General features: G+C 66.2%; 18 protein-coding genes and 1 pseudogene. 9 read left to right on the forward strand and 10 right to left on the reverse strand.

Translation table 11 applies throughout. The features are described 5' to 3' along the window. Positions 1–92: 92 nt before the first annotated feature. Entirely contained in the window at positions 93–1,310 is a 1,218-nt protein-coding gene (locus tag NU1_RS20425) for a polysaccharide pyruvyl transferase family protein (RefSeq protein WP_067523400.1), read from the forward strand. Between the two features lie 81 nt (positions 1,311–1,391). Here the strand turns inward: NU1_RS20425 and NU1_RS20430 are convergent, their stop codons facing one another. Next, entirely contained in the window at positions 1,392–2,603 is a 1,212-nt protein-coding gene (locus NU1_RS20430) for a pyridoxal phosphate-dependent aminotransferase (protein ID WP_067523550.1), read from the reverse strand. A 94-nt stretch (positions 2,604–2,697) separates the two neighbouring features. Here NU1_RS20430 and NU1_RS20435 point away from each other — a divergent pair, with 94 nt between their 5' ends. Then, positions 2,698–3,297, forward strand: a complete 600-nt coding sequence (locus NU1_RS20435) for a winged helix-turn-helix transcriptional regulator (RefSeq protein ID WP_067523401.1) — start codon at positions 2,698–2,700, stop codon at positions 3,295–3,297. On the opposite strand, the gene NU1_RS20440 is transcribed toward NU1_RS20435, so the two are convergent. Continuing rightward, complete coding sequence (locus NU1_RS20440) at positions 3,266–3,670, reverse strand: PIN domain-containing protein (RefSeq protein WP_067523402.1); 405 nt, start codon at positions 3,668–3,670, stop codon at positions 3,266–3,268. The genes NU1_RS20435 and NU1_RS20440 overlap by 32 nt on opposite strands. A gap of 176 nt (positions 3,671–3,846) precedes the next feature. Between NU1_RS20440 and NU1_RS20445 the strand changes: the two genes are divergently transcribed. Next, positions 3,847–4,050 carry a cold-shock protein gene (locus NU1_RS20445; protein ID WP_067523403.1) on the forward strand — a complete coding sequence of 68 codons (204 nt, stop codon included), beginning with the start codon at positions 3,847–3,849 and terminating at the stop codon, positions 4,048–4,050. Positions 4,051–4,110: 60 nt separating this feature from the next. Here NU1_RS20445 and NU1_RS20450 read toward each other — a convergent pair whose 3' ends face one another. Further along, positions 4,111–4,425, reverse strand: coding sequence for a hypothetical protein (locus NU1_RS20450; RefSeq protein ID WP_157552645.1), 315 nt, complete (start codon positions 4,423–4,425; stop codon positions 4,111–4,113). 278 nt (positions 4,426–4,703) lie between these two features. Between NU1_RS20450 and NU1_RS20455 the strand changes: the two genes are divergently transcribed. After that, complete coding sequence (locus NU1_RS20455; RefSeq protein ID WP_371859819.1) at positions 4,704–5,852, forward strand: alpha/beta hydrolase; 1,149 nt, start codon at positions 4,704–4,706, stop codon at positions 5,850–5,852. Positions 5,853–6,115: 263 nt separating this feature from the next. Here NU1_RS20455 and NU1_RS20460 read toward each other — a convergent pair whose 3' ends face one another. Further along, entirely contained in the window at positions 6,116–9,706 is a 3,591-nt protein-coding gene (locus NU1_RS20460; RefSeq protein WP_084521644.1) for an arabinosyltransferase domain-containing protein, read from the reverse strand. A 265-nt stretch (positions 9,707–9,971) separates the two neighbouring features. On the opposite strand from NU1_RS20460, the gene NU1_RS20465 reads away from it, so the two are divergent. The 3 genes from NU1_RS20465 (at position 9,972) to NU1_RS20475 (ending at position 11,766) form a co-directional block, all read left to right on the forward strand. Then, positions 9,972–10,175: a hypothetical protein gene (locus tag NU1_RS20465; RefSeq protein WP_067523406.1), complete on the forward strand. Its 204-nt coding sequence runs from the start codon at positions 9,972–9,974 to the stop codon at positions 10,173–10,175. Positions 10,176–10,447: 272 nt separating this feature from the next. Beyond that, positions 10,448–11,407, forward strand: coding sequence for a GlxA family transcriptional regulator (locus NU1_RS20470; RefSeq protein WP_067523407.1), 960 nt, complete (start codon positions 10,448–10,450; stop codon positions 11,405–11,407). Between the two features lie 50 nt (positions 11,408–11,457). Further along, positions 11,458–11,766, forward strand: a complete 309-nt coding sequence (locus tag NU1_RS20475) for an antibiotic biosynthesis monooxygenase family protein (protein ID WP_067523408.1) — start codon at positions 11,458–11,460, stop codon at positions 11,764–11,766. Here NU1_RS20475 and NU1_RS20480 read toward each other — a convergent pair whose 3' ends face one another. Next, the gene (locus NU1_RS20480) at positions 11,767–12,711 is read right to left on the reverse strand and encodes an esterase/lipase family protein (protein ID WP_084521645.1); all 945 of its coding nucleotides are present in this window, start codon (positions 12,709–12,711) and stop codon (positions 11,767–11,769) included. It lies immediately after the preceding gene. 760 nt (positions 12,712–13,471) lie between these two features. Between NU1_RS20480 and NU1_RS20485 the strand changes: the two genes are divergently transcribed. Beyond that, a complete protein-coding gene (locus NU1_RS20485) occupies positions 13,472–13,675 on the forward strand; it encodes a cold-shock protein (protein WP_067523410.1) in 204 nt (67 codons plus the stop codon). A 57-nt stretch (positions 13,676–13,732) separates the two neighbouring features. Here the strand turns inward: NU1_RS20485 and NU1_RS20490 are convergent, their stop codons facing one another. From NU1_RS20490 to NU1_RS20500, 4 genes and pseudogenes are all read right to left on the reverse strand, one after another. Next, entirely contained in the window at positions 13,733–14,176 is a 444-nt protein-coding gene (locus NU1_RS20490; RefSeq protein WP_067523552.1) for a T6SS immunity protein Tdi1 domain-containing protein, read from the reverse strand. 41 nt (positions 14,177–14,217) lie between these two features. After that, entirely contained in the window at positions 14,218–14,490 is a 273-nt protein-coding gene (locus tag NU1_RS42810; protein WP_249384811.1) for a YdeI/OmpD-associated family protein, read from the reverse strand. Then, positions 14,479–14,796, reverse strand: a pseudogene (locus NU1_RS42815) (YdeI/OmpD-associated family protein); the annotation flags it as partial. The pseudogene NU1_RS42815 and the gene NU1_RS42810, both read right to left, overlap by 12 nt. Positions 14,797–14,847: 51 nt before the next feature. Then, positions 14,848–16,095, reverse strand: a complete 1,248-nt coding sequence (locus NU1_RS20500; RefSeq protein WP_084521670.1) for an MFS transporter — start codon at positions 16,093–16,095, stop codon at positions 14,848–14,850. Between the two features lie 238 nt (positions 16,096–16,333). Between NU1_RS20500 and NU1_RS20505 the strand changes: the two genes are divergently transcribed. Next, positions 16,334–16,762, forward strand: coding sequence for a hypothetical protein (locus NU1_RS20505; protein ID WP_157552648.1), 429 nt, complete (start codon positions 16,334–16,336; stop codon positions 16,760–16,762). A gap of 94 nt (positions 16,763–16,856) precedes the next feature. On the opposite strand, the gene NU1_RS20510 is transcribed toward NU1_RS20505, so the two are convergent. Beyond that, positions 16,857–17,684, reverse strand: a complete 828-nt coding sequence (locus NU1_RS20510; protein ID WP_067523412.1) for an alpha/beta fold hydrolase — start codon at positions 17,682–17,684, stop codon at positions 16,857–16,859. Between the last annotated feature and the right edge of the window lie 24 nt (positions 17,685–17,708).

The raw sequence follows: 17,708 nt of genomic DNA on the forward strand, positions 1-17,708 counted from the left end.
CAGATACCGCCGGGCGCTCTCCCCTGGGAAGAGTTCCGCAGGGACCCACCACCTACGATGGGTCGGAAACCCCTCGTTCGAACGGACCCACCATGCCTGCGTCACCGCTCTACTACCTGGTCAGTCCGGCGGGCCACCCGAACTACGGGGATGAACTCATTGCCGCCGGCTGGTTGCGGTATCTCGCCGAGACCGCGCCGGAGGCGACGGTGTGGGTCGATACACATTCGCCGGGACCGGCGCAGGTGCTGCTCGGTGAACTCCATCCACGGGTGCGGTTCACCGATACCCTGTGGCGGTTGTGCTGGGAGGCGCCTTCCGACGACCCGGCGGAGGTGGCGTCCTGGGTGGGTCGGGCCGTGGGCGACCCGGGGATGGCTCCGCGCTGGGACCGCGGGATCGCGCTACTCGGTCGGGCCGATGTCGTCCATCTGCTCGGCGGCGGCTACATCAATCGGATCTGGCCACGGCATATCGGTCTGCTGGCAGGGGCCGCGGCAGCGGTACAGCGATCAGGCGCGCGCGGTGTGACATCCGGTCTCGGTGTGTTCCCGGAGCCGCCCGGGTCCGCGGAACTGCTTCGCGCACTGACCGCGGATTTCGAGATCGTCGATGTCCGAGACCTGGCCTCCGCGGAGCTGCTCGGGTCGGCTGTCGGGGTCGATGATGCGTTTCTGGCGGATCCGATGATCCGAACATCCGAGGATGAGCGGGTGCCCGAGGTGATGCTCTGCTTGCAGAGCGATCTGCTCGATATCGAGATCGGTGACCTGGTGTCGGTGGTATCGCGGATGCTGCGAGCGTGGAACGTATCGCCGGAGCAGGTGGGCGTGGTCGAGGCCATTCCCGGTGTCGATCGGGCGGTATTCGATCTGATCGCGCACCAGCTTCCCGGAGCGCGGTTCTACCCGTTCGTCGAGGTATGGGAGCACGGTTTGCCGGTGTCGGCCACCCAGACCTGGCTGACCACCCGGTTTCATATGCATCTCGTCGCGGCGATGACCGGCGCGGCCGGTGTCGCGATACCGATCAGCGCCGACTTCTACGGCACGAAACACCATTCGCTGGTGGCACTCGGTTCGGGTTGGACAGTGCTGGACGACCTGAGCGCGACACCGCGGCGACCGGTGTCCGCCGGATTCGACACCGCCGTCGTCTCAGCGTCCAGAAAGGCGAAACGTGCCCTGGCCGACGCGATTTACCGGCCCGGCGGCGCGGAGTCCGCTGCGGGGTCGCCGAAATCGCGCCGGATGTGGGCCGCCGCCGCGGGCCGGTTGAGTGTCGCGCTCGGGTTCGGCGCCCTCCGCTGACGGTCGCGGCAACCGAGGGAACTTCCGGCGGAAGTGTCACGCACGTTCGTCAGCGCCGGGTGCTCGCGAAAAGTATTGCGCCTACTGGCGATACGTTGCCAGGAAGCGGCCGATACGTTCGATGATCGCCTCCAGATCGTCGGCGTGCGGCAGGGTGACGATGCGGAAGTGGTCGGGGCGTGGCCAATTGAAGCCGGTGCCCTGCACGATATGGATCTTTTCCTGCAGCAGGAGATCCAGCACGAGCTGCTCGTCGTCGCGGATGGGATACATGTCGAGGTCGATGCGCGGGAAGGCGTACAGCGCGCCCTTGGGCTTCACGCACGAGATGCCGGGCAGGGCATTGAGCGCCTCGAAGGCGCGGTCGCGCTGCTCGTGCAGCCGGCCACCGGGCAGGGTTAGGTCGTAGATGCTTTGATGTCCGCCGAGGGCGGCCTGAATCGCTTGCTGCGCGGGCACATTGGCGCACAGGCGCAGACCGGCGAGCATGGTCAGGCCCTCCAGATAGTTCTGTGCGTGCTGGGTCGGTCCGGAGACCACCAGCCACCCGGAGCGGAATCCGGCGGCCCGGTAGGACTTCGAGAGCCCGGAGAAGGTGAGGCACAGCAGATCCGGGGCCAGCGTGGCGGTGGCGGTGTGGGTGAGGCCGTCGTAGATGATCTTGTCGTAGATCTCGTCGGAGAAGACCACCAGATTGTGCCGACGCGCGACCTCGAGGACATCGCGCACCACCTCCGGCGAGTAGACCGCGCCGGTGGGGTTATTGGGGTTGATGAGCACGATGGCGCGGGTGCGGTCGGTGATCTTGGATTCGATATCGGCCACGTCCGGGAACCAGTCGGCGGACTCGTCGCAGATGTAGTGCACGGGCCGACCGCCATTGAGCGCGGTCGCGGCGGTCCACAGTGGGAAGTCCGGCGCGGGCACCAGGACCTCATCACCGTTCTCCAGCAGTGCCGTCATGGCCATCATGATCAATTCGGAGACGCCGTTGCCGAGGAAGACATCCTCGATATCGATATCGTTCAGGCCGAGGGTCTCGTAGTACTGCACCACCGCGCGCCGGGCCGACAGCAGGCCCTTCGATGAGGTGTAGCCGCTGGAAGCCGGCAGATTGCGGACAATGTCCTGCAGGAGCTCCGGGGGCGCTTCGAAGCCGAACGGCAGGGGGTTGCCGGTATTGAGCTTCACCACGTGGTGGCCCTCGGCCTCCAGTCGGGCCGCCTCCTCTGCCACCGGGCCGCGGATCTCGTATGACACACCCGCCAGCTTGCTGGACTGCTTGACCTGCATGAACAACCCCTTCTCGATCCGGTTGCCGGACACTCTACTTGGAAATTCAAAGTATGCACTTGGATTTTCCAAGTGATTCGCTACAGTGGGGCTCGTGCCACGCCGAAGCTACGACCACTACTGTGCCGTCAGCCGGGCCCTCGAAATCGTGGGGGACCGGTGGAGCCTGCTGGTGGTGCGCGAATTGTGTTCGGGCCCACGCCGTTACAGCGACCTGTTCGCCGACCTACCTGGCATCAGCACCGATATGCTCGCGGCCCGACTCAAGGATCTCGAGCGCGACGGCATCCTCACCCGCGGGCGTGCCGGGGCCCGCGCCTCGACGGTGGTCTACGAACTCACCCCCGCCGGGCTGGGGCTGCGCCCGGTGCTCGACGCGCTGTCGATCTGGGGGACCCCCCTACTCGGTGAGCGGCGCGCCACCGACGCGGTGCGCGCCCACTGGTTCGCGCTACCGCTGGGACGCGCTGTCGCCCAGATGGTTTCGGCAGGGACGGCAACCGTGCACATCGGCGACACCACGTTGCACTACGTCGTGACCGATACCGGAGTCACTCATCACGACGGCCCGGCCACCGCCCCCGACCTCGAACTTCGCCTCGATCTGGCCGACGCGACCGATGTCGCCACCGGGGCTCGCGCCCTCGCCGAGGTCGCGATCGTCACGACTCGATGCGATCCAGCAGCCAGCTAGGCCCGACGGTTACGGCCCCTAATTGCTCGACCCGTTCGCGGAGTCCGCGATCCGCCGTGACAACCGTGATCAAAAGGTTATTGTCGCGCGCGATGGTTTCCGCCACGACCTCGACGATCGCGTCATCGCCGGAACCGGCCGCTGAAACGACACGAATTCCATGGAATTCCGTGGCACCGGCAATTGCTGCCTTCGCCGCGCCTTCGAGCACAACGACCAGGTCAGCGGGCTGATCCAGAGCTTCTCTCCAGTAGCTGAGGCGCTCGAGCAACCGGTGGGCCGCACCCGCGCGATCACGCCACCAACCATCGGGTCGAGCGCCGACGACATTGGCCCCGTCCACGACAATCAGCCGAAATTTGTCACCCGTCACACTCGAAGTCTGCGCTGAGGCGGAGGACACGCCAGCCCGCGGGGGCTTGTAGCTCGGAAGTTGCGGTACTTTATGGGGGGTAATCGCCGGTTCCTCGGCAATCGTCATCCACACACTGAGTCCAGGTTTGTCGCACAGATGCGCTTGGCTCATCTACGGAAAAGAATGAAGTAGCAATGACTCAAGGCACTGTTAAGTGGTTCAACGCCGAAAAGGGCTTCGGCTTCATCGAACAAGACGGTGGCGGCCCTGACGTCTTCGTCCACTACTCCGCCGTGTCCGGCTCGGGATTCAAGTCCCTCGAAGAGGGACAGCGCGTGGAGTTCGAGGTCGGCCAGGGACAGAAGGGGCCGCAGGCCCAGGACGTCCGCGCGATCTGATCGACTCAGCTTGCTGAAAAGCCCCGCACCTCTCCGGTGCGGGGCTTTTGCGTTGTTCGACTACCCCCGCGCGCGGCACGCGCCGGTGCCGTCGGCCTCGCCGACTACCGGCGGCATGCCCATGATCGTGCAGTAGGCGCCAGCGGGCATCGGCGTGACCCGGATATCCGGGCCGCTGATGCAGTTCACGAAGGCCGGGTAGCCCTGGATCGCGAACTGAACCTTCTGGTACTCGCCACCACCGGTCTCGAAGCACACCGCGGCGGCCTGCTGATCGAACTCGGCGGGGGTCCCGGCGCTGGCAGAGGCGCTGCTGGCAGCGGTCAGTGCCGCCGCGGCGAGGCCTACAAAAGCCGCAGTCCGGAGGTTGATCATGTGAATCTCCTTGCTGTTGGGATGGATTCGTTCCGGTTCCCGACCTCCCGACACCGTACGGGGCGATAGTCGGCTCGGCCAAGCCATCCAGCAACCTTCCAGTAAAATGCTCCCGCTTCACATTCAAGCGGCCTGTGTCGCATATCGATTCGAAGAGACCCCTGACCGGGGCGCGCGATATGCTGCGCGACAGGAGCCGCCGCCTCGCGTCCACGCGGGCGGCGGTGGATCGGGGAAGCGGTCGAGTACGGCCGCACAACGGAAGGGCAAAACAGGATATGCGTGGCGTGGCTGTGCGAGGGGCGCAGGAGCGCCGACACAGAACCCGGGGTGGATGGCTCGAGCGCACCGTAATGGGTGCCGTCGTGGCCGTATTGCTACCGTTCGGGGCGTCGGTGGCAATGGCGGGACCCGCTGCGGCGGAGTACGACCCGGCCGGGTTCGACTTCTTCGTCGACTCCAGTATGGGTTCGATCAAGAACCGGATCTTCCGTGCGGCCGATGGCAATACCGACCGGGTGGTGTACCTGCTCGACGGTGAGCGAGCCGAAAACGATATGAACGGCTGGGAGGAATACACCGAGATCCCGGCCGCGCTGACCAAGTTCAATATCAATGTGGTGACCCCGGTCGGCGGTCAGTCCAGCTTCTATGCCGACTGGATGGAACCGAGCAGCTTCAACGGCGTCAATCCGGACGGGTCGGGTCTGCCCGGTTCGGATTCCGGATCGGCGGTCTCCGGATGGACCGAGACCTCCGGTAAGTCCTACACCTACAAGTGGGAAACCTTCCTCACTCAAAATCTGCCCAACGCGCTGCGTGATCGGTTGGGCTTCAGTTCGACTCGCAATGGGGTATTCGGTCTGTCCAGCGGCGGTAGTGCCGCGCTGGTAATGGCCGCCTATCACCCCGAGCAGTTCGTGTACGCCGGTTCGCTGTCCGGTTACCTGTATCAGTCGGCCCCGGGCATGCGTGAGGCCCTGCGGATGGCCATGCTCGCCGCGGGTGGCTACAACATCGATTCGATGGCACCGGCGGGCAGTGAACAGTGGAAGCGGTTGGACCCCTACGGGTTCGCGTCCACCCTGGCCGCGAATGGCACCCGGCTGTACATCTCCGCGGGCAGCGGTCAGCCGGCCCAGCAGGACCTGTCCTCGTCGGACGCGATCATCCAGGGCATGCCGCTGGAAGGCATCGCCCTGGCCAATACCCGCGCCTTCCAGTCGAAGATGGAGTCGCTGGGCTACGAGAACGTGACCTATGACTTCCCGAGTATCGGTGTGCACAACTGGGGTCAATGGGAGCAGGTGGCCAACCGACTGATCCCCGATCTGGCGAAGCACATCGGAAAGCCGCTGCCCGAAGGGGCGCGGCCGGCCCCGCCCGAGGGCCCGCCGGGCGGCGAAGGTCAGGCTCCGCCGAAGTAGCGACGTCAGTACGAAAAGGTCCGCCGCTGTTCGGTATTCGGACAGCGGCGGACCGCGTTCGGGACAGGTCGCGGTGTCGGAACGCCCCCTGCGCTCCGGCGTAACTCCCTGTCGTCCTGGCGTAACTCCCTGTCGTCCGGCGTAAAGCGCCCCGTCATCCTGGCGGGATGTGGATTCCGGCCACAAACACGCCGGAATGACGAAGGCGGCCAGGCGACGTCGATTTCAGCTATATCCGGCCACCGGGCACCGGGCGTCCGCCGTCAACGAGCCTTGATGGGCCCGTCATCCACCCAGCCCCAACGGCTTTCGACTTGTACGTCGATTTCGGCCGCAGGGGCTTCGGTATACGGGGTGAGTCGCCGCAGTTCGCCCCAGTCGCGCGCCCAATCGTGCTCGAGGTACGCCGGGATGGCATGGGATTTCACCAGCAGGTCGGTCCACCCGAGTGGACCGCCGCCGATATCGTCCTGCCAGGACTCGGAGACCTGGGAATTGAGCTTGTCGGGCGTGATCCGCCAGTTCGGCAGCTGTGCGACGCCGTCCCGGTGATCGAAGGGGCGTTGGCACGGGAAGGCCAGGCCCACATGGAAATCCGTCAGCACCGGATCGGTGCCGCCGACCACGGAGTTCAGGGTGGCCAGGCGCGGTAGCCGGGGCGGGGTGATGGCCAGCCACTGCTTATCGGTGAGGTCGTCGGCACTGGCGACGAGGCGAACGGCGTTGGTCCGCTCGGGAATTCGATCCAGCGCCACCGGGAGATTCCGCCAGGTCGGCGCACCCCCGATATTCGGCGGCACCAATTCGCCCAGTGGCCGCACGGTGCCGTCGTCGGCGCGGTGTGCGAATTCCACGCGCAACTGCTGGCCGTAGATCTCCTTGCCGGTGCCGTCCACGGAGGCGATCCGCCCGGCCGCCGTCACAATCAGCACCCGGTAGGCGGAATCCTGCTGTACGGCAGCCAGATCCAATTGGTACCACTGGGTGGTGAGGCGAGCCGGTTGCTTCTCGTCGGTGGTGTAGCTGCCCAGCACGGGTGTGCGTTTCGGATCCAGACCGAATGGCAAGGCCACTGTGCTGCCATTGATTCCGGCTTCGGTGGGCTTTTCGCCACCGGGTGGGGGACCGCCCTTCTTCTTGTCGCCACCACTGCCCTTATCGCCGCCCCCGCCGCCGGGACCGTCCGCATCGGGCGCGAGATCGCCCACCCCATTGGCGGTGAATCCGGTGTTCTCGGCGGCGAGTCCGTCGGCGGCCGAGCCGGTATAGGGCTGTAGCAGTGAATCCGCGGTATTCATTTCCACCAGCACGTGATCGGCCAGTCCGCAGTTCTGGCCCGCGAGCGTGCGCAGATTCGACAGCGCGACCGAATAGGCCGGATACTGCGCGTAGGCGGCCTGGGCCAATGATCCCACCTCGAACAGCACCAGCGCGGCCGCGGCCACCGTCAGCGGACGAATGGCGAAGCGGTCGAAAGGCTTTGCGGCCGTCGCGCTACCAGGTGTTCGGTACGGCTCCCGGAAGTACTGCCACGCCGCCACCAGCAGGCACAGCACCGCCAGGGCGAGGAACAGCGTGGACAGGCCCTTCCCCGCCACGGTCGGTGCCTGATTCGGCCACGTCACCCCGTAACCGGATACATACCACCAGCCATTCGAGCCGGTGAAGGTGACGGCCAGCAGGAACAGCACCGCCGCGGCGAACAGCGAGCGGTTGTACCGGGCGCGAATTCCATTACTGCCCACCGCCACTGCAGTCACCGCGGCCAGAGCACCGGCCAGTCCGGCGTACACGCCGAAGTGGTGGGTCCACTTGGTGGGGGTGAACATCATCAGCAGTAATGACATGAACACGATGGCGAGCACACGCGCCACCGGGCCGCGCGCGGTATCCGGGATCCGGCCGCCCTTGCGCAGCGCCACCAGCACACAGACTCCCAGGCACAGCAGCATGCCGAGGATGCCGAAGCGGCGGGTCAGCGAGCCGTCGGGGGTCAGTGCCAAAAGCGAATTCCAGCGGGTGGTCTCCTCGAACCAGGCCAGATTGGGGCCCACCAGCTGGCGCACGCGGGTGGCCTCCAGCACCGTCGCCACCGTCTGATCCGCGAACACCACGACCAGGACCAGCGTGCCCGCGGCCAGGACCGGAGCCAGCAGTGCGCTGTAATTCAGCAGTACTCGTGGACCCGCGGCGCGGCCGGAACCGGTTCGGGCGCGGGTGATGACCGTCCGCAGCAGCGGGCGAGCTCCCGCGAAAAGGGCCGCCAGACAGATCAATCCGGACGGGCCGGCGGCCAGCGAGAAGGCCGCGATCAGGACCGCCACGGCGGCCGGAAGCAGCCGCCTGGTGGCGATGGCGCGTTCGATCGAGCACCAGGTCAGCAGTGCCCCCAGGGCGATCAGCGGTTCCGGGCGCAGGCCATTGTTGTAGGGCAGCCAGATGGCCAGGAAGACCAATCCGGCGGTCCAGCGCGCGGCGGTGCTGATGCGCACCCGAGAACCCAAGCGGGGCAGGACCTCTCGACTGATCACCCACCAGCACAGCAACCCGGCCAATAGTGACGGCAGCCGCATCCAGAGGCTGGCATCGCTGATTCGGGTCATCAGGGCCAGCACCTCGTAGGGCCAGCCGAACGGTGCCTCCGCGACCTGGAACCAGCGGTAGTAATTGGCCGTATATCCGGCATGCTTCGACGCCCGGGCCATGGTGAGGATGTAGCCGTCGTCGGAAGTATTGGCCCCGATCACATGCCACAGCAGCAGCGTGCCGCCCACAATGGCATCGGTGCCGGTGAACCGCCACCAGCGGGCCGGTAGGAACCGGCGCGCCCGGCGGCCGTCGGTGGTATCGATGCGGTGCAGACAGATCAGCGCCACGATCGTGAACAGCACCGCACCGCCCATGGCGGCCAGCTTGAGCAGGCTCGGGCTGGAGGAGAACCGTGCGTCCACCTCGGCGTGCAGCCGGGCGTCGCCGAGTTGGGCACGCTCCAGATCGGTGTAGACACCGACGATCTGCGGCCGCACATCGCGGGTAATCGTGTTTCGGAAGGGCGTGCCGTCCGCGCGGGTGACACCGGTGAGTTCGATGGTGGTGGCCGTGGCGGTGGAGTGCAGGAGGAGCGCGCCGCAGGTGGGCGGCGGCGCGGACTCCGCGTTCACGGTCGGGCCCGTATCGATCCGGGGTGCCCCTCTGACCCCGGGATCTGTAGTGGTGCTGGGCTTCGCGTCGGTGCCGGGCGCAGTGCCCGAGGGCGGCGCGTCGCCGGGCGGTGGCGTGCCGGACGGGAGCGGAGCGCCGGGCGGTGGCGTGCCCGCGGGCAGCGGGGCACCCGGCGGCGGTGCGGCACCGTCCGCCGGGCCCTCGCCGGACGGCCCGGCGGTACCGGGACCGGGGTTGGCGGCCGGATCGGTTCCCCCGCCGGTGTCATCAGCCGCGGGCAGCACGGACTCGGACCCCGTTGCCGTTCCGGTGATTTCGGCGACGGACGCGCTCAACAGCGGGATATCGCGAAGCAGTACCGACAGGGTGCGCCCGGAACCGGGCTTATCCTCGATCCGCGCCGACAACCCCTTCGAACGACCCCCCTGTGCCTGCGCGGGCACCGTGGACACCACGGTCCCACTCTCCAGATCCCGCAGTGCCGTACACGGCACGCGCACATCCATCGAGAGCGGCACATAGTCCACCAGCGGCGCGGTGACCTGAACCCCCTGCGCCTGCGGCCAATCCAGGCTCGCTCGATCCTGCCGAACCGGCAGTAGCGGTGTCAGCACCGCCAGCAAAATACCGAGCACCCCCGAGATGAGCCCGATCAACTGAACCCGGACAAGTCCGGGAGAATCAACACGCACGATCGCCGATGCTAGCCACAGCCGCAGCGAAACTCTTTGTCAGTTAATCGCTCTCATTCCGTAGTAGCTACCGAATCCCGGCATCACCGCAGTTCGGAGCCCATGCGGAGCGTAGGTGCGGGGATGGCGCGGGATGCGGTCGGCGCTGCGTCGAAGCCCAGAATCTCAGGGACAGAGGTTCATGGGTCTATGCGCCGACGATCGGCCATCGATACGGTTCCGCCGACGGCTGACCCCTCATCGCCGTCCGGAGAGGAACCCATCCATGCGTAACCGCCTTCGCGCCGGAATCTTCATCGGCGCTGTGCTGCTCGCTCCCATGGCCGTGGCCATCCCGGCCTCGGCCGTCCCCTTGCAGTCGGTCGAATCCGTCGAACAGGTCGGCCCGGTCGCCAACCCCGGCTGCCCCGGTGGAGCCCCGCACTGGGGCTGCCTGCTGAGTTCCCTGTCGGCGGGTATCTCGTCCTAGTCGGCGTCCAGCAGTGTCCGGGGCACCCCCGCCCCGTCATTCCGGCGTGCCTTTGGCCGGAATCCACACTGCCCGTGGTGGATCCCGGCCAAAGCGCGTCGGATGACGGATACGTTCACCCTCGGCAGTATGAGGACACCGCACTGGCGACGCGGCACCGTAGGTAGTTCCAGGTCGGGACCGCTCATGCGCGGTCCCGACCTGGCCTGTATGTCTGGATCTGTGGGCACCGTGTCCTTGCGGACTTTTCCCGTCTCGAAGAGACTACGAACGTGGTGGTGGAGCGAAGTGATGTGGTGGTCGCCCTGACCGATGGGGTTGTGCTGCTCGATGTCGCCGGTCCGGTGCAGGTGTTGCACTGGGCCGGGCGGCGGGTTCGGTTCGCCTCACCGGATGGTCGGCCGGTGCGCAGTGATGTCGGTGTGCCCCTGGGAGTGGAGGGCACGATCGAGGATTTCGCCGACAGCGTCGACACTCTGTTGGTTCCGGGAATCGGTGTGGAGGAAGCGATTTCGCAGGATCTGGTGAGGTCGGTGCGGGCGGTGGCAGGGGTGGCACGGCGGGTGGCGTCCATCTGCACCGGCGCCTTCGTCCTGGCCGAAGCTGGTCTGCTCGACGGACGCCGGGCGACTACACACTGGATGGCGTGTACCGATCTCGCACAACGCTTTCCGGAGATCGAGGTCGACCCGGACGCCATCTTCGTGCGGGACGGGACAGTCATCACGTCGGCGGGCGTGACGGCGGGTATCGATCTCGCGCTCGCGCTGGTGGAGGAGGATGAGGGCGCGGATGTCGCGCGCTCCCTCGCCAAATATCTGGTGGTGTTCCTACGCAGGCCGGGTGGGCAGTCGCAGTTCAGCGTGCGGACCGGTGTCGGGACGCCGCGGACATCCGGTCTGCGTCGGGTGATCGACGCCGTTGTCGCCGATCCGTCGGCCGATCACAGCCTGGCCGCCATGGCCGCACGGGCCACGGTAGGTGAGCGGCAGCTGACTCGCCTGTTCCGCAAGGAGATCGGCACGACTCCCGCGCAGTATGTCGAGCGGGTGCGGGTCGAGGCCGCCCAGCGGCTATTGCAGACCAGCGATGACCCGGTCGCCCCGATCGCCCGCCGCTGCGGGTTCGGCTCCGAGGAAACAATGCGGCGCGTCTTCGGGAAAGTGCTCGGCACTTCGCCGACGGACTACCGCGCCCGATTCCGCGCGCCCTCGCCCGCGGCAGCCCTCTGACACGTATACGCAAGTTACACAGGTGAACTCAGGAAGGGAAGTGCGCGCGCATGTCCGACGACGGCGTCACATTCATCAATGTCCTCGACATCCCCGCCGACCGGATCGACGGGTTCATCGAGCAATGGCGCGAACGCGCGAAGCTCATGCGCGACGCACCCGGATTTCGCGATGTACGCCTGCACCGGGCGCTGCTGCCGGATGCGCGGTTTCAACTCGTCAATGTCGCACATTGGGACAGTGCCGAAGCCTGTGCGGCCGCTGGCGCGAATCCGGCCGTGGTGGCCTCGGTCGATACCGCCAGGCAGGTCGCGAGCGCGAACCCCGCCCTCTATCACGTTGTCGCCGAATACACTTGATCAGTTCTGCTGGTCAGCACTCGGTGCGGGGCAGGGACTGCCCGGGTAGGTGAGGTCGAGGCCCCGGTGTACGAGGTAGGCGACAGCGGGGGAGTCGGGGAGGGTGCCGTGGTGGAAAGTGTCGGTGGGGCACAGGTCCTGGACCCAGACATTGTCGACGGTCGCGCCCCGACCGGCGCGGAGGAAGGTGGCCTCGGGTGGGGTGACGACCCGGTCCACCCGGCTGGCGATCGCGGTGTAGTCGATGCCGGGTTCGGTATCGCCCGCCGCATTCAGCGTGCGGAGGAATTCGCTATCCGGGAGTTGTTGCGCCGCAGCGGTACCAAGCGCTCTGCCGATCATGTCATCGACGGTCGCCGCGGCACTGCCGCTGGGTAGTAGGGAGTCGAGACCCTCCGCGTTGGTGCCGTGGTTGGTGGCGGCAATGGTGACCAGTCGGCGGACGGTATTGCGGCCGGGGTCATTTCGGTGTGCGCCGCCCTCGAATCGAAGGTACTGTCGCGCCAGCGGCCCGCCCTGTGAGTGGGCGACGATATCGACCTTCGCCGCACCGGTGGCGGTGCGCACCCGGTCGATGAACCCCGCGATCTCCCGGGCGGAGGAACGGATATCGGCGGTGCCGTACACCCCGGGATCGGAACCGCGAACGCTGAACACCGCACGACCGTAGTTGAGCGAAAACACGCATAGCCCATGGGCTTTCAGCTGTGGGGCGAGGGTGTCCCAGGAGTTCTGATTGCCCCAGGTGCCGTGTATCAGCAGAACCGGCTCCGGTCGAGCGGCCGTCGGCCTGCACGCCCAATCGTTCGCGCCCTGGGGTGCGACACTGCCATCGGCGAATCCATTGGCATGCGCGGCCGCGGCCGCGCATATCCCTGCGACCGCGAGCGCCACCAGGGGACTGCCGATTCCCCAGCGGCATCGGCGGGAATCGCGCACAGACATGGGGACACGGCTCCTTTCGCCAAGCAATCAGGACTGCTCGGCAAATTCGGCTGTGTCACCGCAAACCTCGTCATCAGGTATCGCGGCCCTATGGAACCATTAGTGCGAATAGGTAGCAAACATGCCATCGGAGTGGCGCGTGAAGCAGCGCCCGTTGAAATCCCCCCCGGGGGTGCTCCCGCCGTCGAGTGGCGGAGCTATCCGACTCTGTAGTGCGGCATTGCCGCGGATCGTGCGATTGGGCTCATCCGGCCCCGCCGGCGTCGGTGACGTCCGGCGGCGCGGTTTGCGGTGCGGTACCACTGCTGAAGACGGGGCGTTGGATCGCGCCGTTCGAGGCTGTGGAGTCGGTCTCGAGGGGAGCCGTCTCGTGACTGAAGAGGCTCGGTGTGGGCCTGTGACTCTGATCCATTACTGAATCGTCCTCTCACCCACGGGAAATAGCGAATCGAAGGGAGACACGCTCGGTCAGGCGCGCGTAACAGTGCGCCGGATTCGCCGCCGCGAGGGCCCGTCACACCCCCGAAAGGCTGCCGGGCTACGCCACGCGGCGCGGGCCGGGGGCGGCTTACCGGCCGCACCCGGGACGTGTCAAAATGACCCAGCGAGGCGCGGACCGCAACGCGCCGTGAGAGTCGGGTAGCTCACACGTTGCATCTTTTTCTGGGGTTCTCGGCCGATCCATGGCAGAGTGGTCAACGAGATCAGGCTTATCACAGAGATCCGCTTGGCTCATCTACAGAAAAGAAGTAAGTAAGCAATGGCTCAAGGCAGTGTGAAGTGGTTCAACAGCGAAAAAGGCTTCGGCTTCATCGCTCAAGACGGTGGCGGCCCTGACGTCTTCGTCCATTACTCCGCCGTGTCCGGCTCGGGATTCAAGTCCCTTGAAGAAGGACAGCGCGTGGAGTTCGAGGTCGGCCAGGGACAGAAGGGGCCGCAGGCCCAGGACGTCCGCGCGATCTGAGCGTCGTAGCTAAAAACGACTGAACCCCGTACCCATTGGGTGCGGGGTTTTTTCGTGTCACTCGAACCCGTGTGCCTGCGCGACCAGGTCGAAGAACACCCAGACCCCGCCCTTGTCGTAGGCCTCCGGCGACTCGGAGCCGCCGAGGAACGGGTACGGGGTGGCGATATAGACCTCGTCGTCGCCGAGCGGGCCCAGGCGGCGGCGAATGGCCGAAACATGCTGGGGCTGCAGCACATACGTAATGAAGTTCGGGTCGAACAGCACGTCCTGGATGAAGGCGGTGACGTCGGCGAAGGTCCCGTACGTCTTGGACGCCGCGCTGTAGGGGTCGAGTACCGCGTACTCGCCGGTCCGGGTGCTCATCAGGAAGGCGTGGCCGAGGTCCGAGTAGCCGACGACCATATCGAACTGTGGGAAGTGTTCCGCCCACGCGGGCATTGCCTCGTCGATACGGACGGAGGAGAACAATCGGAAGGGCACGCTGGTCACTTCGCCCATCCAACCAGACTCCGAATCGGTGACCTGCGGGCCGGTGTTGGTCACGCGCCCGGTGCGGCCCCCGTCAGGAACTGAATGGCCTTGTCGAGGCGGGCCTGCCTGGCTTCCGGGGACAGCGCCTGTAGGAGCGGCAGCATCAGTTGGTAGCGTCCGGACTTGTCCAGCGTCTCGAATACGGCATTGGCCTGCGAGTTCTCCGCCAACGCGGCCGCGAGATCCGGCGGCACCGTCGCCGTTCGCTGGGATTCGTAGGCCGCGGCCCAGCGCCCGTCCCGCTGTGCCTTGCGGACCTCCGCCAGTCCGGGTTCGCGCATACGCCCCTGCGCGGTCAGCATCGCGACCTGGTCCACATTCACCTGCGACCACAGGCTCCTGGCTCGGCGCGGTACGTATTACTGTAGGTAGTACCGCTCGTCGAGGCCTTTTCGCTGCCCGGAGATCCAGCCCCAGCACAGGCCGACATCGACCAACTCGTCATCGGTCACCGATGCGATTCCGGACTTCTTCTTGGCGACCTTGATCCACACACCCTCGCCGAGCCCGTAGTTCTCGGCCAGCCAACCGTCGAATGCCTCGGCATCCGCGAACGTCCTGATCGCCACACCGTCGAGTACCTGCACTCACCGAGGTTATCGCCCGTTACCGACAGGTTTGCGGGTTCGTCGGTCCGATCAGGTGGGCTTCGACAGTGGAGATTGGTGGCGACGCAGGGCGCGGGGGAGTACAGCGGCGACTACGCCGGTGACGATAATGCCGCCGGTGCCCGCGATGACGAGGGTGGTGGGTGCGTCGGTGGCGTCGAGCAGTAGTCCACCGCCGATATACGAGGCCGCAGCGGCGACACCGATCGCGCCGTACAGATTTCCGAAGACGCGACCGAGCATTCCGGCGGGGACGATGCGTTGGAGCATGGTGCTGGATGCGATATCCATACCCGCGATACCGATGCCACGCACCGCCTGCACGGTGAATGCCGCGGCGACCGACCAGGCCAGACCGGTGAGTAGGTTGCCCGCGCTGCTGACGAAGAAGCCGCCGATGAGCAGCGCCGCCATGGATAGCCGGGTGTCGTAGCGGCCCAGCAGCGCATATCCGAACAGCAGGCCGATACCGACCGCGCCGAGCAGCAGTCCGACCGATGAATCACCGGACCGCAGCGTGTCTTTCGCCAGCATGACCAGGGCGACGTCATCGACACCATTGCAGGCGACGACCGCGCAGAAACCGAGTGCGATGATTCGGATAACCGGGGTGCGCAGGATATAGCCGAGGCCTGTTTTCGCCTGCGCCAGTAGCGATTCCGGCTCACCACCGGTGCGTTCGGGTGGCATCGGCCGGAGCGCGAGCAGGACGAGCGCGGACAGCAGGAACGAGGCGGCGTCGACGAACAGCACTCCCCGAATGCCGAGGAACGGCAGCATGGCGGCGGCCAGCAGCGGTCCGAAGGCTTCGGCGGCATTGGACCCGAAGCCGATGACCGAGTTCGCGGTCGCCAGATCCTTGCCGTCGACCAGCGCGGGAATCGACGACCGGGACGCGGGCATGAAGATATTCGCCGCGATCGAGCGCGCCGCCACCAGTGCCAGCAGCAGGGGCAATGGCGGCAGCGAGAGCGCGATGAGCCCGACGAGTGCGGCCTGTACCAGCTCGCACCAGATCATCACCCGCCTGCGGTCGAATCGGTCACTGATCGCTCCGGCGATCGGACTGAACAGCGACGGTACGAAATCGCCGACGAGTAGCAGTAGCGCGACCGCGAGACCCTGCCCGGTCGTGTTCGCGACATGCAGCATCAGGGCGACCAGGCTCATCGAATCGCCCGCGTAGGACACGATTCGGGCGGCGAACAACGCACTGAGCGGGCGGTTACCTCGCAGGAGGTGCAGCATGCGGCCGCGGTCACCGGTGGAGGTCGGCATCGGCTGGACCTCCACCGGCTCTACGAACAGCGGCCGGCGATCGACCGTCGCAGCGCACCATCGTGCCATACGGTTCCGCCGCACCCCAGCCATTAAAATTCTCCGAACACCGGTCTTTCGCGTACGCGCCGATTCACCTGCGCGACAACGGGCCTGACGTCGGGTACCCTGCCACCCGATTCGAGGATCTGGCCACGTTCGACCCGGGTACAGCGAAAGGCTGACAACGATGAGTGGTGTGGGTATTTCGAGCGGTATGGCAGGTGCCGCGATGGTGACATTGCTGTCGGTTCCGATGGTGATGGCACCGCAGGCGAATGCGTTGGTCTCGCCGAGCCTGTCGGTGACCATGGCGGGTTCGGCGCTCGGGGCCACCAGGCTCGCGGCCGTCAACTGTCCGCAGACTGCCGTCGCGACGGTGAAGATGCCCGACGGCAGTCCGGTATCGCACGGGTCGGTGGACTTCACGAGTCGGCTGCCCGGCCTCGGCGGAAATATTGTCGGCACGGTGCCGGTATCCAATGGGGTCGCCAGCATTGTGTGGGTGCCCGATATCGAGGGGCAGCACGTCATCAGCGCCGTCTACTTCGACGGCCCGCCGGATGTCCGGCCGAGTGCGGGCTACACCACGGTTACCGCGGTGAATCTCAATGGCATCTGCGCCTAGTTCGACCGGGCACGGCCGGTTCGCTGCCGCCGGATAGGCGCGGTGACAACCTGATGCGGCCCGCCACTCCGTGGCGGGCCGCATTCGTCTGCTGTTATTCCGCGATCGCGGTGAGGAACTCGCCCGCCGGTGGCGTGAGGATTGCGATATTCGGATTGTGGCTGAGTTTCGCGAGTTCTCGATGCTGAGCCTTGGGCAGTACCGCCGTAATGGCAGCCGCGCCGGTGCGCAAGAGCGCACCACTCTTCGCGCCGGAGATCACCAGGGTCGGCACGTCGACGCCGGACCAGTCCTCGGCCCGCAGCGCCTCACCGCGCATGAACCGCGCCATAATCGCCCAGTCGTGCGCCGTCGCAGTGGATGTGGCGATCAGGCTCTTCCAGAACGGCGTGAAGCGCATTATCGCGACGAAGGCGCGCGGCATACCCATCGCCTTGGCCATATAGAACTTCACGACCTCGCCCCGGCGGTCCGCCTTGATCAACTCGTGCAGGCGAATATGCAGATCCGCGGCTGGAACGAAGTTGTCGTGGTTCACGACGAACGGCGGCTCGAAGGCAATCACCTTGGTAATACCCGGAATCCGCCCGGATGCGGCGGCCTGGAGCGCCAGTCCGGCACCCGACGACCACCCGAACAGCGCGGCCTTCCCACCGGCCGCGTCGACCAGTGCGGCGATATCGTCGATCTCATTGTCGACGTCGTAGATACCCGGCGTATCGCTGCTGTCGCCGCGCCCGCGCCGGTCGTAGTTGATGACGGTGAGCCCGTATTCCGCGGCCAGCTTCTCGGCCAACTCCACCATCTTCGGAAACTTCCGGTAACTGAATGCGCCGCCGACCAGAATCACCGTTCCGCCGTCACCTCCGACATAGCGATCGAAGGCGATCTGCACACCGGCGGGCGTCGTGATGGTTTCCATGTTCGTGCCTTTCCTGCTGACTCA

It is taken from the genome of Nocardia uniformis NBRC 13702 (assembly GCF_001613345.1).
GTDB lineage: Bacteria > Actinomycetota > Actinomycetes > Mycobacteriales > Mycobacteriaceae > Nocardia > Nocardia uniformis.